At 66.7% G+C, this 17,836-nt stretch carries 20 protein-coding genes; 14 read left to right on the top strand and 6 right to left on the bottom strand.

Annotation, left to right across the window (positions count from 1 at the left end):
- Positions 1-89 precede the first annotated feature (89 nt).
- Positions 90-1,625 (top strand): MFS transporter, encoded by a 1,536-nt coding sequence (locus tag ACWPXK_RS01020; protein ID WP_454194137.1) that lies wholly within the window; start codon positions 90-92, stop codon positions 1,623-1,625.
- 364 nt (positions 1,626-1,989) lie between these two features.
- Positions 1,990-3,207: an NADP-dependent isocitrate dehydrogenase gene (locus tag ACWPXK_RS01015; protein ID WP_330232904.1), complete on the top strand. Its 1,218-nt coding sequence runs from the start codon at positions 1,990-1,992 to the stop codon at positions 3,205-3,207.
- A 435-nt stretch (positions 3,208-3,642) separates the two neighbouring features.
- On the opposite strand, the gene ACWPXK_RS01010 is transcribed toward ACWPXK_RS01015, so the two are convergent.
- A complete protein-coding gene (locus tag ACWPXK_RS01010) occupies positions 3,643-4,536 on the bottom strand; it encodes an NAD(P)-dependent oxidoreductase (protein WP_454194136.1) in 894 nt (297 codons plus the stop codon).
- 125 nt (positions 4,537-4,661) lie between these two features.
- Here ACWPXK_RS01010 and ACWPXK_RS01005 point away from each other — a divergent pair, with 125 nt between their 5' ends.
- Genes ACWPXK_RS01005 through ACWPXK_RS00995 form a run of 3 tightly spaced genes read left to right on the top strand, consistent with a single transcriptional unit; the run spans position 4,662 to position 6,426 of the window.
- Positions 4,662-5,699: a GlxA family transcriptional regulator gene (locus ACWPXK_RS01005; RefSeq protein WP_454194135.1), complete on the top strand. Its 1,038-nt coding sequence runs from the start codon at positions 4,662-4,664 to the stop codon at positions 5,697-5,699.
- Between the two features lie 43 nt (positions 5,700-5,742).
- Positions 5,743-6,237: a hypothetical protein gene (locus tag ACWPXK_RS01000; RefSeq protein WP_454194134.1), complete on the top strand. Its 495-nt coding sequence runs from the start codon at positions 5,743-5,745 to the stop codon at positions 6,235-6,237.
- A gap of 48 nt (positions 6,238-6,285) precedes the next feature.
- A complete protein-coding gene (locus ACWPXK_RS00995) occupies positions 6,286-6,426 on the top strand; it encodes a hypothetical protein (protein WP_454194133.1) in 141 nt (46 codons plus the stop codon).
- 55 nt (positions 6,427-6,481) lie between these two features.
- Here ACWPXK_RS00995 and ACWPXK_RS00990 read toward each other — a convergent pair whose 3' ends face one another.
- Both ACWPXK_RS00990 and ACWPXK_RS00985 read right to left on the bottom strand, forming a co-directional pair.
- Positions 6,482-6,682, bottom strand: a complete 201-nt coding sequence (locus ACWPXK_RS00990) for a DUF397 domain-containing protein (RefSeq protein WP_454194132.1) — start codon at positions 6,680-6,682, stop codon at positions 6,482-6,484.
- Entirely contained in the window at positions 6,679-7,560 is an 882-nt protein-coding gene (locus tag ACWPXK_RS00985) for a helix-turn-helix domain-containing protein (RefSeq protein WP_454194131.1), read from the bottom strand. The genes ACWPXK_RS00990 and ACWPXK_RS00985 overlap by 4 nt, the downstream gene beginning before the upstream one ends.
- 404 nt (positions 7,561-7,964) lie before the next feature.
- Here ACWPXK_RS00985 and ACWPXK_RS00980 point away from each other — a divergent pair, with 404 nt between their 5' ends.
- The 4 genes from ACWPXK_RS00980 to ACWPXK_RS00965 all read left to right on the top strand — a co-directional run bounded on the left by ACWPXK_RS00980 (position 7,965) and on the right by ACWPXK_RS00965 (position 10,235).
- A complete protein-coding gene (locus ACWPXK_RS00980; RefSeq protein ID WP_454194130.1) occupies positions 7,965-8,306 on the top strand; it encodes a DNA-directed RNA polymerase subunit beta in 342 nt (113 codons plus the stop codon).
- 13 nt (positions 8,307-8,319) lie between these two features.
- Positions 8,320-8,547, top strand: a complete 228-nt coding sequence (locus ACWPXK_RS00975; RefSeq protein ID WP_454194129.1) for a hypothetical protein — start codon at positions 8,320-8,322, stop codon at positions 8,545-8,547.
- Positions 8,544-8,777 (top strand): hypothetical protein, encoded by a 234-nt coding sequence (locus ACWPXK_RS00970; RefSeq protein ID WP_454194128.1) that lies wholly within the window; start codon positions 8,544-8,546, stop codon positions 8,775-8,777. Before ACWPXK_RS00975 ends, ACWPXK_RS00970 begins: the two co-directional genes overlap by 4 nt.
- Before the next feature lie 249 nt (positions 8,778-9,026).
- The gene (locus ACWPXK_RS00965; RefSeq protein WP_454194127.1) at positions 9,027-10,235 is read left to right on the top strand and encodes an MFS transporter; all 1,209 of its coding nucleotides are present in this window, start codon (positions 9,027-9,029) and stop codon (positions 10,233-10,235) included.
- On the opposite strand, the gene ACWPXK_RS00960 is transcribed toward ACWPXK_RS00965, so the two are convergent.
- The 3 genes from ACWPXK_RS00960 to ACWPXK_RS00950 form a co-directional block, all read right to left on the bottom strand.
- Complete coding sequence (locus tag ACWPXK_RS00960; protein WP_454194126.1) at positions 10,230-10,979, bottom strand: SDR family oxidoreductase; 750 nt, start codon at positions 10,977-10,979, stop codon at positions 10,230-10,232. The genes ACWPXK_RS00965 and ACWPXK_RS00960 overlap by 6 nt on opposite strands.
- 114 nt (positions 10,980-11,093) lie before the next feature.
- Positions 11,094-12,032: a serine/threonine-protein kinase gene (locus ACWPXK_RS00955; protein ID WP_454194125.1), complete on the bottom strand. Its 939-nt coding sequence runs from the start codon at positions 12,030-12,032 to the stop codon at positions 11,094-11,096.
- A 101-nt stretch (positions 12,033-12,133) separates the two neighbouring features.
- A complete protein-coding gene (locus ACWPXK_RS00950) occupies positions 12,134-12,715 on the bottom strand; it encodes a TetR/AcrR family transcriptional regulator (protein ID WP_454195384.1) in 582 nt (193 codons plus the stop codon).
- 265 nt (positions 12,716-12,980) lie between these two features.
- On the opposite strand from ACWPXK_RS00950, the gene ACWPXK_RS00945 reads away from it, so the two are divergent.
- The 5 genes from ACWPXK_RS00945 to ACWPXK_RS00925 all read left to right on the top strand — a co-directional run bounded on the left by ACWPXK_RS00945 (position 12,981) and on the right by ACWPXK_RS00925 (position 17,814).
- Positions 12,981-14,198 carry a lipid-transfer protein gene (locus ACWPXK_RS00945; protein ID WP_454194124.1) on the top strand — a complete coding sequence of 406 codons (1,218 nt, stop codon included), beginning with the start codon at positions 12,981-12,983 and terminating at the stop codon, positions 14,196-14,198.
- Positions 14,199-14,228: 30 nt separating this feature from the next.
- On the top strand, positions 14,229-14,663 hold the full coding sequence (locus ACWPXK_RS00940; protein WP_454194123.1) for a type II toxin-antitoxin system Rv0910 family toxin: 435 nt from the start codon (positions 14,229-14,231) through the stop codon (positions 14,661-14,663).
- Between the two features lie 49 nt (positions 14,664-14,712).
- Positions 14,713-15,588: a MaoC/PaaZ C-terminal domain-containing protein gene (locus ACWPXK_RS00935; RefSeq protein ID WP_454194122.1), complete on the top strand. Its 876-nt coding sequence runs from the start codon at positions 14,713-14,715 to the stop codon at positions 15,586-15,588.
- A gap of 69 nt (positions 15,589-15,657) precedes the next feature.
- Positions 15,658-16,536: an SDR family oxidoreductase gene (locus ACWPXK_RS00930; RefSeq protein WP_454194121.1), complete on the top strand. Its 879-nt coding sequence runs from the start codon at positions 15,658-15,660 to the stop codon at positions 16,534-16,536.
- Between the two features lie 27 nt (positions 16,537-16,563).
- Positions 16,564-17,814: an acyl-CoA dehydrogenase family protein gene (locus ACWPXK_RS00925; protein ID WP_454194120.1), complete on the top strand. Its 1,251-nt coding sequence runs from the start codon at positions 16,564-16,566 to the stop codon at positions 17,812-17,814.
- Positions 17,815-17,836: the final 22 nt, after the last annotated feature.

Genomic DNA, 17,836 nt, shown 5'->3' with positions numbered 1-17,836 from the left:
CCTCATGCTAACGCAAGGCGCCGATTTCTTGTCCGAGACGGTCAAATGTCGTAGTACGACATTTTTCGCTTGACGACAAATGTCGCTCGATGACAGGATGGTCCGGCACATCGAGGGACGAGGAGAAGACAGTGACGGAAACTGCGACGGCGGTGAACGCGCCAGGAAGAAAGGGCGGTTCAGCCCGCTGGCTCGCCTTGGCGGTAATCAGTTTGGCCCAGCTCATGGTGGTGCTGGACGCCACCATCGTGACCATTTCGCTGCCGTTCGCGCAGCGCGATCTCGACATCAGCGACGGCAACCGGCAGTGGATGCTCACGGCCTACACGCTGATCTTCGGCGGCCTGCTGCTGCTGGGCGGCCGACTGGCCGACTACCTCGGGCGGCGCCGGATCTTCATCATCGGCCTGATCGGTTTCGCGGCGGCTTCGGCCCTGGCCGGTCTCGCCCAGAACGGCGCGGAACTGTTTGCCGGGCGCGCGTTGCAGGGCGCGTTCGCCGCGCTGCTCGCGCCCGCCGCGCTCTCCCTGCTGTCGGTGACGTTCACCGAGCCGGGCGAGCGGGCCACGGCCTTCGGCGTGTTCGCGGGCATTTCCGCGGGTGGCGCCGCGCTGGGCCTGATCGCGGGCGGCGCGCTCACCGAGTACGCGTCGTGGCGCTGGTGCCTGCTGGTCAACACCCCCATCGCGCTGCTCGCGCTGGTCGGTGCACTGGCCTGGGTGGTGAAGGACGTGCCGGCGCCGCGCACCGGAGGTTATGACGTGCCCGGTGCCGTCACGGTGACGCTCGGCCTGATCGCCATCGTGTACGGATTCAGCCGCGCCGCCGACGACGGCTGGCTGGCCGGCAGCACCCTGGCGCTGCTGATCGCGGGCGTGGTCCTGCTCGTGGCCTTCGTCGCGATCGAACGGCGCTCGTCGAACCCGCTACTGCCGCTGCACATTCCGGGCGAGATCAACCGCGGCGGCGCGTTCTTGGCCGCGCTGCTCATCCCGATCGCCATGTTCGCGATGTTCCTGTTCCTGAGCTACTACTTCCAGATCACGCTGGGCTACTCCGCACTGAAGGCGGGCTTCGCGTTCCTGCCCTTCCCGGCGGGTATCGCGATCTCCGCGGGCGTCACCAGCGCCTTGCTGCCGAAGCTCGGCCCGCGTCCACTCATGGTGGCCGGTGCGGTGCTCGGTGTCATCGGCCTGCTGCTGCTGGCCCAGTTGAGCTTGGGCGACAGCTTCGTCGGCGGTGTGCTGCCCGCCCAGGTGCTCATCGCGCTCGGCATGGGCCCGCTGTTCGTCGGCATGCAGACCGTCGCGCTGCACCAGGTGGAGGAAGAGGACTCGGGCGTGGCGTCGGCCTTGCTGAACGCGGCGCAGCAGGTCGGCGGCGCGGTCGGCACGGCACTGCTGACCACCATCTCGGTGCAGGTCGCCAAGACCTTCGCGCAGGACAACCCGGCCATCGACAACCTGGCCGCCCGCGCCGCGATCCACAGCTACGACGTGGCCTTCTACGTCGGCGCCGGGTTCTTCCTCGCGGCCATTCCGATCATCGCGCTGATGATCCGGGACCGGCCGGAGAATCTGATCGAGGGCTCCGAGGACGGCGCCCGGATTCCGGTCGCGGTCTGAATCCTGGTGCACGTGAGGTCCGCGCATCGCCATGGCGATGCGCGGACCTCGTCGTTTTCCGGTCGGGCCGGTTGCCGCGCCGGAACGGAAAGCGGATCATTGGGCACGGCGGTTCCGTGGGCGCCCGCAGCTTCGCGGAGGCGCCGCCGATCTACTGATCGGTAATCGACGTGGTGTGTCTCACTCCGGGGGCTGCCCGTGCGGTGAGGAATTCGGCAGCAGTACGCTTGTCTTGTTTGCACCACAAGTCTCGCGGACAACGCGGGACCATATACGTTGTCTGTTGGAACAGCTGGGGTCCGCTCACAAGCGTGTTCGCCTGGCCGTGCAATGAGGGCACCATCCTAGGAGGACACGAAGATCCATGTCCAAGATCAAGGTTGAAGGCACCGTCGTAGAACTCGACGGCGACGAGATGACCCGGATCATCTGGCAGTTCATCAAGGACAAGCTGATCCACCCCTATCTCGATGTGAACCTGGAGTACTACGACCTCGGCATCGAGTACCGGGACAAGACGGACGACCAAGTCACCATCGACGCCGCGAACGCCATCAAGCAGCACGGCGTCGGCGTGAAATGCGCCACCATCACGCCGGACGAGGCGCGGGTCAAGGAATTCGGCCTGAAGAAGATGTGGCGCTCGCCCAACGGCACCATCCGTAACATCCTGGGTGGCACCATCTTCCGTGCCCCGATCATCATCTCGAACGTCCCCCGGCTGGTGCCCGGCTGGACCAAGCCGATCATCATCGGCCGTCATGCCTTCGGCGACCAGTACCGCGCCACCGACTTCAAGGTGTTCCAGGGCGGAACCGTCACCCTCACCTTCACCCCGGACGACGGCAGCGAGCCGATCGTGCACGAGGTCGTGAAGATGCCCGAGGACGGCGGCGTGGTCATGGGCATGTACAACTTCCGCAAGTCCATCGAGGATTTCGCGCGGGCGTCGTTCAACTACGGCCTGCAGCAGAACTACCCGGTGTACATGTCGACGAAGAACACCATCCTGAAGGCCTACGACGGCATGTTCAAGGACACCTTCCAGGACATCTTCGACGCCGAGTTCAAGAGCCAGTTCGACGCCGCGGGCCTGACCTACGAGCACCGCCTCATCGACGACATGGTCGCCTCCTCCATGAAGTGGGAGGGCGGCTACGTCTGGGCCTGCAAGAACTACGACGGCGACGTGCAGTCCGACACCGTGGCCCAGGGCTTCGGTTCGCTCGGCCTGATGACCTCGGTGCTGCTCACCCCGGACGGCCAGACCTGTGAGGCCGAGGCCGCGCACGGCACGGTCACCCGGCACTACCGCCAGCACCAGCAGGGCAAGCCGACCTCGACCAACCCGATTGCGTCGATCTTCGCCTGGACCCGTGGTCTCGAGCACCGCGGCAAGCTGGACAACACCCCCGAGGTCATCGGCTTCGCGCAGACCCTGGAGGACGTCGTCATCAAGACCGTCGAAGGCGGCCAGATGACCAAGGACCTCGCGCTGCTCGTCGGCGGGGACCAGGGCTACCTGAGCACCGAGGAGTTCCTCGGCGCGCTGGACGCCAACCTGGCGCGCGCGTTGCGCTGAGCTGTTCCGGCGCCGATCCGTCTCTGCGCCGGGCCGCGGGGCCGAGCGCGCGTCGCTCGGCCGAATCCGGCGCTGGGCACGTACCCAGCGCCGGGCTGACACAATCGGGCACCCGACCCACCTTCTGGTGGAACGGGTGCCCGGACTGTTTTCGCGATCAGTTCGCCCCGCGCTTCGGTGCATCTGCGCGGATATCGCTTCCCGCACTGTTCGCCCGTCAGTTCCCCGGCGGGCCGCGCCGTCGGCAGGCCCGCGGCGGCCCGGGTCCTGCTGGTGGCGCTGTTCTCGCCGGTCAGTTCGCGCTGGCTTCGGTGCGGGCGAGCGGCCCGCGACAGTGCGGGTGCAGTTGCCCACACTGTTCGCCCTCAGTTCGCGAGACTCCCGCGAGGTCGGCAGGCCTGTGGCGGCCCAGGCCGGCCGCTCTGTTCTCGCCGGTCAGTTCGCGCTGACTTCGGCGTGATCCAGCAGGCCCGCGACAGCCCGGGTGAAGCTGGCCGTTCCGTTGCCGCGTTCGACCTCCGCCTCGAACAGCCGCAGCAGGGGGTCGAGCAGATCGGTCGCCACGCCCTGCTTGCGGCTGGCGGTCACGATGTTGGCCAGACCTGCCCGGTTCACCGCCAAGTCGGAGAAGTTGACCGGGAACTGGCGGGAGTCGATCTCCGCGGCGAGCACCGGCAGCATGTCCAGCAAGGAGCGGAACCACGGAACCAGGAAGCCGTCGGTGAACTCGCCCGCGGTGAAATCCTCGCTGCCCACCATCGCGACGGACTGGAAGAACCCGGCGAACATGCCGTACATGCCGGCGAGCACCGCCATGTCGTGCAAACCGGCCAAGCCCGCGTCCGCGCCGAGGTACTTCGCGTTCCCGAGTTCGGCGATGGTGGGTGCGTGTTCGGCCTGCGCGGTGGGGGAGCCGCTGTACATCAGCAGCGTGTCGGGTGTACCGAGAGTCTGCGGGACGCCCAGGATGGCGCCGTCGAGAAAATGGCCGCCGCGTGCGTCGATCGCGGCGACCAGGTCGCGCGCCTCGTCCGGGCGGCCGGTCGCGACATTCAAGACGGTGCGCCCGTCCAGTCCGCCGGGCACCGACCCGAGCAGGGTGGCCGCCGCTTCGGTGTCGGCCAACGCCACCACGACGAGCCTTCCCGCCGCGATCGCCTCGGCGGGCGACGCCGCTCGCGTCGCGCCGAGCTCTTCGAGCCCGATTCCCTTGTCCGCGGACCGATTCCACACGGTGGTCGGGTGGCCGTTGCGCAGGAAGATCTCGGCGATCGCCGCGCCGATGCGCCCCAAGCCGAGCACGGTCACCGGTGTCCGGGTGTCGTTCATGGATTCCTCCGTCGATGTGTGAAGTTCGGGTGTGGGGCGCCCGCAGACCAGTTTCGGTGCTGGAACCTGTGAACGGTGAGTGGCAGAACTGCCCATAACCGAACGTTTCCTGCCATACTCGGACCATGACCGGTCGAACCGTCGCAATGGCGATCGCTCCTGGCGCTCTGCATCCCTGGGATCTCTATGAGCTGGGCGTGGTGGCGTCGATCTTCGGCACGCCGCAGCCCGATCTGGCCGACCCCTGGTACGACCTGCGGGTGTGCTCGGTGACGCCGGAGCCGGAGACGCAACCGATGGGCTTCGGAGCGTTCCTCCGCCCGGAATACGGGCTGGCCGAACTGCTCGAGGCCGACACGGTGATCGTCCCGTCCGTCGCGCAGGACTGCGTCACCGCCGAACGCGAACTGCCAGGGGAACTGTTGGACGCCTTGGTCGAAGCCCATCGTCGCGGAGCGCGCATGGTCGCCCTGTGCGACGGAACCTTCGCGCTCGCCGCAGCCGGGATACTGAACGGCCGCCGGGTCACCGCGCATTGGGAACACGCGCCGCTGCTGGCCAAGCGCTATCCGGGCATCGAGGTGGACGGCTCGGTGCTGTACGTCGACGACGAGGACATCCTCACCAGCGCGGGCATGACCGCCGCCCTCGACCTCTGCCTGCACCTGGTCCGCCGCGACCTCGGCGCCGCCGTCGCCAACCGGTTGGCGCGCCGCATGGTGATCCCGCCGCACCGCTCCGGCGGGCAAGCGCAATTCGTCGACCTGACCGTGCCCGCCCGCGCCGAGGACGACCTCGGCCCCGTACTGCAATGGGCCATCGCCCACCTCGACGAACCCCTCACCGTCGAAACCCTCGCCGCCAAGGCGAACATGAGCCAGCGCACCTTCCACCGCCGCCTGCAACGCTCCACCGGCGCGACCCCGATGCAGTGGCTCCTCGGCCAACGCCTCGCCCACGCCCAATCCCTCTTGGAATCCACCGATTACGGCATCGAGCGAATCAGCCGAATGTCCGGCCTCGGCACCGCCACCAACCTCCGCCGCCATTTCGCGGACGTAATCGGTGTTACTCCAGCGGAATACCGCCGCACGTTCCAACAGCGCGAACCCGCGGGTGCCGGTGCGAGCGGGCGACTCCAGACCAGATCCGTGTCGGCCTGAGGCGTTCGATCCATCCGCAGACCTGCACCGCCAGCCGCTCAGCGTGCTGGTTTTCATGAAAGGCGTTGATTTGCAACGGGCAGTGTGGGCAGATGTCCCGCTACTTTCGGGGGTGTATACGGCAGCGGTGACGCTTACCGCACCCGGCTATCCGAAGTATCTCGAGTTCATAGACCCGGAACCGGCTGGGCCACATCTGGTGGTGGATACCGAACTGGAGATGAAGCTGGAAGGACTCGTGCGGACCCGGGGCACTGCGCTGCTGCGAGATCTAACTGATGACTGGGATCGCGTGTACATCCTGACCGCCAATACTCGTGCGCGCATGGAGGAGTTCGTCGGCGCTCCAGTCGAAATGGAGCCGGTGTTCACGCATCAGAGCAGCATCTTGGTATTCCGCAAGGGTGATGTGGTCCAGCGCGCTACCTTCATCCTGGGCTTCCTGCCGAAGGGTATCTACAGTTCCGCAGTGCGTGTCGACGCCACCGCAGGCATGCCCATGACTCCGATCCTGTCCGACCCCGCACCGCCCAAGTAGTCGTTCAGTACTGCGGATCGGGCTCTGCGGTCGCGCAGCGTGCGCTCCTTGCCCGTCGCCCGGCTTCAACAGCACATCGAGATCGTTCAGCTGATGCATGACACCTACGCTGCCGCGATCGGCAAACTGAAGGCCACGGATGAGGCTGCGGGCAGCCGGATCGATACGCAAAATGGGGAGATACGCTGAGCTGAAGGCCCTGCATCTCGCAAATCTCGGCGAGGGCAGGGCCTTTCGGCTGTGGCTAGTTGAACTCGCCGTTGGTCACGCCTGCGGTGAAGGCATCCCACTCGCCCGGGGTGAAGACCAGCGCAGAGCCGGTCGGGTTCTTGGAGTCACGGACACCGACGTGCCCGCGCTTGAGGAACGCGACCTCGACGCATTCCTTTCCGCCAGAGGATCGGCTGCTCTTGAACCAGTGCGCCCCGGACAAGTCGATACTCACAGTGCATACTCCCTTGCCATCTGCCGGAACCGATCCCGGCTCTCTACCTCGCTCAGCGCCAAGTCCTCGAGCGCTGCGTGCGCCTGATGGTAGCGTTCGACCGCGATTGGTCTCTCCATGTAGAGGTCTCCCAGGTAGTTCTCCTGGTATACCACCGGTGGCTCTACTGGCTTGCCCTTCGCATCCACGCCGAACACAAGGATGACGTACGGTCCGAGCTGAGCGCCCAGCGGTGCGCCAGCCGAGAACGGCAGCAACCGGATGCTGATGTTGGGCAAAGTGCTGCGGTCCGCCAAGTGGCGGCACTGCGCTGCCATCACTTGTGGCCCGCCCACGATCCGCCGCAGCACCGCCTCATGGATAACAACGTGCAGAGTTACCGGTTGGCGATTTCGCGTGATCAAGGACTGTCGATGCATCTTGATCTGGACTCGCCCGGCCACCTGTTCCGGAGTGTCACTCGGATACGCACCGTGAGCCAGAACGCGGGCGTACTCCGGGGTCTGGAGCAGCCCGGGTACGAGGTATGGTTGATATATCGTCAGTTCCTTGGCGGAAGATTCCAAATCGACATACACATTGAAGTTTTCCGGAATGAGATCGCCATACTCGTGATACCACGACTTTGCGTTTGCCTGTTTCGCGAGGCCGATTAGCGCGGCGGTCAGTTCGGCATCCATGCCGTAGATTTCGCACAGCTCTTTGACGTCGCGCCACCGGACTTTCTCGGCATTGCCGGTCTCGATTCGTTGCAGCGTTGACTCGCTCCACTGCATCAACTCGGCCACCCGCACGATCGTGAGGTTGTTGCGCTGCCGCCATTCCCGCAGGTACCGGCCGAGCTGTCGGCGGACCAGCGTCGACCCTGTCTCAGACATGAGTTCCCCCACCATGAATGATGCGGTCCTTCACGCAGAATGACCCCAATCCCCCAAGAGATTGCGCCTCTGCATGAACTACGTAGTTCGTCAGAAGTTTCATGAAAGCGATTGTGCCGCAAGGTAGCCGGTGGTGTCCTTGGTTCCGGCACCCGGCGACCGAAAACGGCTGATCGATCCATTGCCGCACATTCATCTCCGAATGCGGAGCGGCCTACGAGTCGGGCGCTATGTCAACGAGCCGACGTATATAGGGGACGAATCGGATGGATCACATACCTTTTGGTAATACGCCATTGAGTCGATGCCACTTTTATCGACGCGTGTGCGACCTGCCCGCCGTAATAGATCCGCCGCATCTGGGTCGTATCGTCATGCCCGCCACACACGTGGGGGCGCTGATCATGCCCGAACCTCTGGGGCAGGCCGTGAAGGGCGAAATGCAGCGGCGCGACGTCGATCTCGGCCCGATCCTGTCCCACCCTCGGTCCCGTCGATGGACCTATCTGATCCGGCCGAATCTGCCGGACGAGGTCAGCTTGTTCGCCGAGATGTTCCGATTGAACGTCTCGGTGGTCCGCGACGGCGGCACCATCGCACTGCCCTCGCCCGCCGATCAGTGTGTGGAGTTCCGTCATTGGGTGGAACCGCCCCGGTGCATGTACCGCCCGTCGGGCCTTGCCGTGGTCGACGCGATCCGTGCCTGCGCCGGACCGGGGCGGTTTCGGGCGGTGACGCATGTGTGAGAACGGTCCATGGATGCTGTGGTCGCATTGCGGTTTCGCCAAGGTCGCACCGCAGACCGGCGCATTGATCGAGGTCGCCTGCCCGCCCCGGTACTGCCTGACCTGGGTCCGGCTGGTCGACGGCGCAATCACCGAACACGAACGAACCGAGGACGGACGCTGCCCGTGGACCGGAGTCCGCGTCGTCGACGACCGTGCCGCCCCGGGTTGGCAGGTCATCGACGCGGAAGCGGCGCGATGAAGCGGCGAGCAGTGAACACCGGGCTGTCACCGCTCCCCAACGAACCGGATATGCACCTCAGCGTCTTCCTGCACGGCGCACGTTTCGACTTCGCCGCCTGCCGGACCGCCGCCCTACGCTTCCTCCGAGACCACCAGGCACGACACTACGCCGACGCCGTGCACGTAATCCCTGGCGACGCGACCGGCCTGCCGCGGCTACCTTGTGAGCGCTTGTTCCTCGAACCATGAACCGGACCTGCGGCGACGTTAGTCGAATGGCGCCGGTACGGTCCGGCGACGCCGCCATATCACTACGCTCGCTGAATCGGTCGGCATGTCGGCATCCCGCACCGCGCGTGGCCGGTTGCGGCTGGGCGCTCAGTCGGTTAGTGGCATCAGCGGATTGGGTTGCTGGCCAATGGCTTCGCATCGATGCGGTGGGCGAACTCACGTTTGCTGAGGGAAGCGAATGCGGGTGGCGGACGGTTACATGAACACGTGACCACTCCTGTCGCCGACGCCGTCAGCACGCGTCCCGAGCGCACCGATTGGCACGTCCCCGCCATGCTGGCGTTGGCGCTGGGTGGCTTCGGGATCGGGACCACCGAGTTCGTCACCATGGGTTTGCTGCCGGATATCGCCTCTGCCATGGATGTCTCTGAGCCGACCGCGGGGCACGCGGTATCGGCGTACGCGCTCGGTGTGGTGATCGGTGCACCGCTGATCGCGGCGCTGTGCGCGCGGGTCGCGCGCAAGCGGCTGCTCGTCGCGCTCATGGTGGCATTCACGCTGGGTAACGTGGCCACCGTGCTGGCGCCGTCGTTCGAGACGCTGGTGCTGGCTCGGTTCGTCTCGGGATTGCCGCACGGCGCCTACTTCGGTGTCGCCTCGCTGGCCGCGGCGACGCTCGCCCCGGCGGGGCAGCGAGCGAAGGCGGTTGCCGCAGTTATGCTGGGATTGAGCGCCGCCAACGTTGTCGGCGTTCCCGCAGCTACCTGGCTCGGCCAGCATCTCGGCTGGCGCGATGCGTTCGTGGTGGTCGCGGTGATCGGCGTGGCCACCGTCGCGGCCCTGCTTCGCTTCGTCCCCGAACTCACCGGCATCGCGGTGACCAACCCGATGACCGAACTCGGCGCCCTGCGTCGCCCGCAGGTGCTGTTGACGCTGCTGGTCGGAGCCGTCGGCTTCGGCGGCATGTTCGCCGTCTACACCTACATCGCGACCACGCTCACCGATGTCGCGGGCCTGCGGTCCGGACTGGTGCCGCTGGTGCTGATGCTGTTCGGCATCGGCATGGTGATCGGCAACATCGTCGGCGGCGTGCTCGCCGACCGCGGCGTGGACCGCTCGATCTTCGCGGCGATGATCGCCATGGCCGTCATCCTCGCCGGTTTCATCGCCGCCGCCCACAACCCCTACACCGCGGCCCTCGGCGCACTCCTGGTCGGCGCCTCCGGAGCCGCGCTGGCACCCGGCCTGCAAACCCGCCTGATGGACGTCGCCGCCGACGCCCAAACCCTCGCCGCCGCCCTCAACCACGCCGCCCTGAACATCGCCAACGCCGCGGGCGCCTGGCTCGGCGGCCTGGTGATCGCCGCCGGCTTCGGCTACACGGCCCCGTCCCTGGTCGGCGCCGCCCTCGCCGCAACCGGCGTGCTGCTGTTCACCGCGACGGTCTGGGCCGCGCGCCGCCTCGGGCGGTCATGAGCCGCCGAGAGCCTTCTGGATCCAGTCCCGGTAGTGCGTGGGTGCCACGTGCGCGTCCGGCCCCGCGATGAGCACATCGCCGGTGACGGCTGCGAACATGCCGGCCGTGTCGTCCGTGACGACAGTGCGGCTGTCGTGCTGAGCCGCAAGGGTAAGCCTGCCGAGTTCGTCGAGCCGGAAGACGTCCGGACCTGCGATGTTGCGGATACCCCGTAGGGGGGTGCCGGTGGAGACCTCGACCACCGCGTCGACGACGTCCGCGGCGGCGATCGGCTGGAGGAGGGTGGCGGGCAGGCGGACGATGTCGCCGTCGGAGGTCCAGGACAAGACCCCCTCCATGAACTCGAAGAACTGGGTGGCGCGCACGATGGAGTACGGCGTCGGCCCTTGCCGCAGCAGGTTCTCTTGCAGGGTCTTGGCCCGGTAGTAGTCCAGCTGGGGTACCCGGTCCACTCCGACGATCGAGAGGATGACCTGGTGCCGGACACCGGCACGCTGTCCCGCGGTGAGCAGGTTGTTCATGGAGGTGCGGAAGAAGTCCAGGGACGCCTCGTCGAAGGTTGGCGAGTTCGCCACGTTGGTCACCACGTCGGCGCCCTCCAGCGCCTGGTCCAGGCCCTTCCCCGTGATCAAGTCGACACCGGTGGACGGCGCCGCGGGGACGGCCTCGTGTCCGGCCGCGGTCAGCTTCTGGACCACCTGCGAGCCGATCCGTCCGGTACCGCCGCCGACGACGAGCTTCATGGTTCTTCCCCTTTCACGGCGTGCCACCCGGGGCAGGCCGGAGGTTCATCGAGGCCCATTGCACTTGCCGCGCTTCCAGCATCCCATCAGCAAATGGGTAATGGGATGTTTCTGTCAGAGGTCGATGAATCCGTCTTTCCGTCTGAAGGTGGCGTTCAACCGATGCGATGCCACTTTCAGGCGGTTCAGTAAGGGGGCGAGGGGGCGGGGGTCGATGTCGTGGAGTGCCTCGGTGAGCAGGCGGATGGGTTCGGTGCACGAGTTGTAGCGGGCACCGGGGTCCTTTGCGAGCGACCGGTGCAGGATCGCGTCGACCTCGGGCGGGATCCAGTGTCGGCGCTCGGAGATTTCGGGGGGCGGGTCGTGCAGGTGAGCCTCTGCGGTGGCCATGAGATTCGCACGGGGGAACGGAGGGCGGCCGGTGAGCAGTTCGATGGCCGAGCAGGCGAGCGCGTACTGGTCGGTTGCCGGGGACACCGTGCCCGCCTGCAGCAGTTCCGGTGCGGCATACGGCACCGATACGACGACGAAACCGTTGGTGGCCAGGGGCGGTTCGGGCCGGTGCAGCCACCGGCCCTGATCGAAGTCCGAGATCTTCACCGTCGCAGGCTCTTCCGCGCCGACCAGCACGTTCGCCGGTTTGATGTCGAGATGGACCACATCGTTGGCGTGCGCGAAATCCAGTCCTGCCGCGATGTGGGTCAGCACGTGCAGCACCCGCCGCAGATCCGGGCGTTGGTGTGGCATCCGCACCAACCGCGACCCCGTCGTACCGGCCACGTACTCGCGCGCCGACCACAGCCTGCCGCCGGTTTCCCCATGGGCGTATATCCGCACGATGTTGGGATGCCGCAGCGCGGAGAGGATGTCGAACTCGTGCAGGAATCGCGCACGCGACTCCGGTGACCGGCTGTCGTCCGGCCCCAGAATCTTCAGTGAGACAGGCCGGGACCGTTCCGGATCCTCGGCCAGATACACCTCGCTGCTGCCGCCATGGCCCAGCCGGGCCTTCACAATGAGTCCCGCAAACCGATCACCTGGCTCGAGTGCCACCGCCTCACCATAGTTAGCGCGGTGCGCCCACCCCTCCCCGGCGTTGGAGTGCCGAGAATCAATCGTGCCGACGTGGGTGGCCAATCGGCCTCCGGTAAGGACTATTCGGCGCGGTGGACGGCGAGGGCGCGGCCGGCGATCTCGTGCAGGTGCGCTGAGGCGCGGCGCCAGCGGCGAAGGGCGCGTTCGGTATCCGGGTCGATGAAATTCGAGATCAGGATGCCGCGCAGCGCGTCCATGGCCGTGTAGACGAAGTCGCGCGCCTCTTTGCGGCGCACGTCGTCCGGTACGAACCGGGCGACCGCCATCAAGACGGCGTTGTTGACGAACGGCTCGACCTTCTCCATCGCCGCCGCCAGCACCGGATCGGTTCGCCCGGCCACCCACAGTTCGACGGTCGCGATGAACAGCGGACCCTGGTGCAGGTCCCACAGGAATTCCAGCGCCGCCGCCACCGGATCGTCACCGGCTTCCATGCGGGACATCTCCCGCATCGCGGTCTCGGCGCGCAGCTGCGCCAGATGGCTGATCGCGGCCACTACCAGATCGGTTTTCGAGCCGAAGTGATGCACTTGGGCGCCGCGGGTCACCCCGGCCCGTTCGGCGACCCGCGGCGTCGTGGTGCCCGCGTACCCGTACTCGACCAGACAGTCCACGGTCGCGTCCAGCAACCGGGTGCGCATCTCGGTGCTGCGCTGCTCTTGCGTCCGGCGCTGCTGCTTCACGACTACGCTCCTGGTCACCCGCCGATCTTACACTTACATACAGTGCTGTATGTGCTGGCGCCACATACACGTCTCGCTGTATGTGCCAGACGCGACGCAATCCACTGGTACTCCACGTACTAACCGCGGCTTTCCATCGAACTCTTGTCCAGTTACATACAGGTATGTATGTTTGTTTTCAGCTCGTTCCGCCCCGCGGTGCACGCACAACCTGAGGAGCTCGATGACGAACAAGGTCTACGTCGTCGGTGTCGGCATGACGAAGTTCGAGAAGCCGGGCCGCCGCCGAGTCGAGGAAGCCGACGGCACCACCCGGGCCTGGGACTACCCCGACATGGCCAAGGAATCGGGCACCAAAGCGCTCGCGGACGCGGGCATCGCCTACGACCTGGTGGAACAGGCCTACGTCGGCTACGTCTACGGCGAATCCACCTCCGGGCAGCGGGCCGTCTACGAACTCGGCATGACCGGCATCCCGGTGGTCAACGTCAACAACAACTGCTCCACCGGCTCGACGGCGCTGTACCTCGCGGCGCAGGCGATCCGGGGCGGGCTGGCCGAGTGCACGCTGGCGCTCGGCTTCGAGAAGATGCAGCCCGGCTCGCTGGGGTCCACCTGGGACGATCGCGAGCAGCCGATGGCCAGGCACATCATGGCGCTCGCCGAGATCTCCGAGGTGCTGTTCCCGGTGGCGCCGTGGATGTTCGGCGCGGCGGGCCGCGAGCACATGAAGCAGTACGGCACCACCGCCGAGCACTTCGCGAAGATCGGCTACAAGAACCACAAGCACTCGGTGAACAACCCGTACTCGCAGTTCCAGGACGAGTACACGCTAGAGGACATCCTCGCCTCCCGGATGATCTACGACCCGCTCACCAAACTGCAGTGCTCGCCGACCTCCGACGGGTCCGGCGCGGTGATCCTGGCGAGCGAGGACTTCGTGGACGCCCACGATCTCGCCGGGCAGGCGGTGGAGATCGTCGGCCAAGCGATGACCACCGACTTCGCCTCGACCTTCGACGACACCGCCAAGAACATCATCGGCTACGACATGAACGTCCGAGCGGCGCGGAAGGTTTACCGGCAGTCGGGGCTCGGCCCGGAGGATTTCCAGGTCATCGAGCTGCACGACTGCTTCTCCGCCAACGAACTGCTGCTCTACGAAGCGCTCGGCCTGTGCGGCGAGGGCGAGGCCGGGCAGTTGATCGATGACAACCAGACAACGTACGGCGGCAAATGGGTGGTGAATCCGTCCGGCGGCTTGATCTCCAAGGGGCATCCGCTCGGCGCGACCGGTCTGGCGCAGTGCGCCGAGTTGACCTGGCAGCTACGGGGCACCGCGGGCAAGCGCCAAGCGGACAACGTCACCGCCGCCCTGCAACACAACATCGGCCTCGGCGGCGCCGCCGTCGTCACCGCCTATCAGCGCGCCGTTCGCTGAATCCGCAGACCATTTCCAGGAGCAGGACCCATGGGACACATCGAAGCCACCAAGGACGTCAATGCCGCGCCCGAGGCGCTGTGGGCGGTCGTCTCCGACCCGCAGACCTGGGACAAGTGGTTCACCATCCACGAGCGGTTCCTGGAGGAGCCGCCCGCCGTGCTGACCGAAGGCGCGAAGCTGGTCGCCAAGATCGTCATGCTCGGCATGGCGAACAAGCTGGAGTGGACCATCGTCTCGGTGGTGGCGCCGCACAAGCTGACCCTGGGCGGCACCGGCATGGCGGGAGTGAAGACCGAATTCACCTTCGACATCCAGCCCAACGGCGAGGGCAGCACGATCCTGGTGTCCGGCGATTTCGAGGGCGCGCTGATCAAGGGCGCGCTGGGCAAGGCGGTGGAGAAGGACGGCATCAAACAGCTGGACCGATCGCTCGAACAACTCGACGCCTTGGCCTCGGCATGAGCGGTCGAGCCCGGAGCCGGCGGCGGAGCGTGACCAGGGAGGACCCGGCATGAGTGCCGAGACCGCCGGACGCGTGGTGGAGTTCGATGACGCCGGTTTGGAAACCTGGTGCGACGAAGAGCGTTTCGAGGTCACCGCCGAGCGCATCGCGCAGTACGCCGCGGCGACGAACGATCCGATCACGGCGCATCGCGAGGGCGCGCTCGCCCCGCCGGTCTTCGCCATCGTCCCGGTCTTCGAGGCCATGATGATGCCGGTCATCGACGTCGCTCCGATGGACATCTTCGGCCGAGTTGTGCACGGCGAGCATGACTTCCACTTCCATCGCGCGATCCGCCCGGGCGACCGGCTGGTGTCGCGCGCAAAGGCGGTCGGCTACACCAGCCGCTCCACCGGGACGACCATCGCCATCCGCATCGAATGCCGCACGGAGACCGGCGAACCGGTCAACGATCAGTACCTGACCGCGTTCTTCCGCAATATCGACGCGGGCAGAACGGTCGGCGAAGCCGCTCCGGCGCACAAGTTCGACGAACGGCTGCGCGGCCAGGATCCGATTGCCGTCGTGGCGCAGCACGTCGACCACGACCAGACCTTCCGTTACGCACCGGCCTCCGGCGATCCGGTGCCGCTGCACCTGGACGAGCAGGTCGCCAAGGACGCCGGGCTGCCCGGCATCATCGCGCACGGGCTGTGCACCATGGCCTTCACGTCCTGGGCGGTGCTCACCGAGGTCGCGGCGTCGGACGCGCACCGGCTGAAGCGATTCGCGGTGCGCTTCGCCAAGCTCGTCTTTCCCGGCGACGACCTGGAGACCCGCATCTGGAATGCCGGTTCGGCCGACGGCGTGACGAGCTACGCGTTCGAGACCGTGCGCGGCGACGATGTCGTGCTCAGCGACGGTCTGGCCGAGATCGCCGAGTGACCCGCAGCGGCGACACGAGACACCGCACCCATCCCATCGCGGATTCACAACGACTTCAGGAGACAACACATGGGCGCACTGTCCGGACGGGTCGCCGTCATCACCGGAGCGGGCCGCGGCATCGGCCGCGAGCACGCGCTGCTGTTCGCGAAGGAAGGCGCCGCGGTGGTCGTCAACGACCTCGGCGGCAGCAACGCGGGCGAGGGGGCCGACTCCGGGCCTGCTCAGGAGGTGGTGCGCGAGATCGTCGCGGCGGGTGGCAGAGCCGTGGCCAACACCGACGACGTCGCCACCTGGGATGGCGCGCAGAAGCTTGTCGCCCAGGCGGTTTCGGAGTTCGGCGGGCTCGACGTCGTGGTGAACAACGCGGGCATCCTGCGCGACGCCTTCGTCGCGGGCATGACCGAGGCGCAGTGGGACGCGGTGATCGCCGTGCATCTCAAGGGCCATGCCGCCGTGCTGCACCATGCCGCCGCCTACTGGAAGCAGCAGTCCAAGGCGGGCAACCAGCCCAACGCCGCCGTGATCAACACCGCCTCCGCCTCCGGCACAACCATCCCGAACCCTGGTCAGGCCAACTACGGTGCGGCCAAGGCGGGGATCGCCGCGCTGACCCTGGTCGCCGCCGAGGAGTTGGCGCGCTACGGCGTGCGGGTCAACGCGATCGCACCGATCGCCCGCACCCGGCTCACGCTGGCCACTCCGGGCATGGGCGAGATGATGGCGGCCGAGGCCGAGGCATCCGCCGACGGCGGCTTCGACGCCTTCAGCGCCGCCAATATCGCACCGCTGGTCGCCTACCTGGCGTCGGAATCCTGCCCGCTCACCGGCAAGGTGTTCGCGGTGCAGGGCGGCGCGATCTCCGAGCTGGCCGGTTGGCACGATGTAAAGACCATCGAGACCGAGGGCCCGTGGCTGATCGACGACATCGCCGCCCGGCTGCCCTGACCTCGGCGGAACGTGAGGAGAACGACGATGTTCGAATGGTCCGAAACCGATGTGCTGGTCCGCGATGCCGTGCGGGCGTTCATCGCCAAGGAGATCCGCCCCAACCTGGACGCGCTCGACAGCGGCGAACTGCCGCCGTACCCGATCATCCGCAAGCTGTTCGCTGAGTTCGGTATCGACGCCATGGGCGGCGAAGCCGTGCAAAAAATGCTGGCCAAGCAGCAGGAACGAGAGGCGGCCGCCGCCGAGGGGGAGCCGAAGCCGGAGCGGAAAGCGAAGACGAACCCGTTCGCTGGACAGGAATCGCTGATGGCGGTGCTGATCAGCGAGTTGTCCGGGGTGTGCATGGGCCTGGTGACCGCGCTCGGGGTGAGCATCGGTCTCGGCGCCACCACCATCATGTCGCGCGGCACGCTGGCGCAGAAGCAGCGCTGGCTGGAAGACGTCGTCACCATGCGGAAGGTGGCCGCGTGGGCGATCACCGAGCCGGATTCCGGCTCGGACGCCTTCGGCGGGATGAAAACCTACGTCAAGCGCGACGGCGAGGACTACCTGCTCAACGGCCAGAAGACGTTCATCACCAACGGCCCCTACGCCGACGTGATGATCGTCTACGCGAAGCTCGACGACGGGGCGGGCGGGGACAAGCGCGAACGCAAGGTGCTCACCTTCGTGCTCGACAAGGGCATGCCCGGGCTCACCCAGGGCAAGCCGTTCAAGAAGATGGGCCTGCACGCCTCACCGACCGGTGAGCTGTTCTTCGACAACGTGCGCGTCGGCCGGGACCGGCTGCTCGGCGAGACCGAGGAGCACAAGGGCGGCGACGGCAGGGAGAGCGCGCGCTCGAGTTTCACCGCCGAGCGCATCGGCGTCGCCTTCATGGCGCTCGGCATCATCAACGAATGCCATCGGCTGTGCGTGGAGTACGCCAAGAGCCGCAAGCTCTGGGGCCAGGAGATCGGGCGATTCCAGCTGGTCCAGCTGAAGCTGGCGAAGATGGAGATCGCGCGGATCAACGTGCAGAACATGGTGTTCAGCACGCTGGAGCGCGGCCGGGCGGGCAAGCCGCCGACGCTCGCCGAAGCGTCCGCGATGAAGCTGTACGCCTCCGAGGCGGCCACCGAGGTCGCCATGGAGGCGGTGCAGCTCTTCGGCGGCAACGGCTACATGACCGAATACCGCGTGGAGCAGCTCGCCCGCGACGCCAAGTCGCTGATGATCTACGCGGGCAGCAACGAGATCCAGGTGACCCACATCGCCAAGGGCCTGCTCGCGTAGTAGTTGTCGAGTTTCCCGGACC

This window comes from Nocardia sp. Marseille-Q1738 (assembly GCF_965283145.1).
Note: the sequence above shows the minus strand (reverse complement) of the source record. Positions and strands in the feature narration are given on the sequence as shown.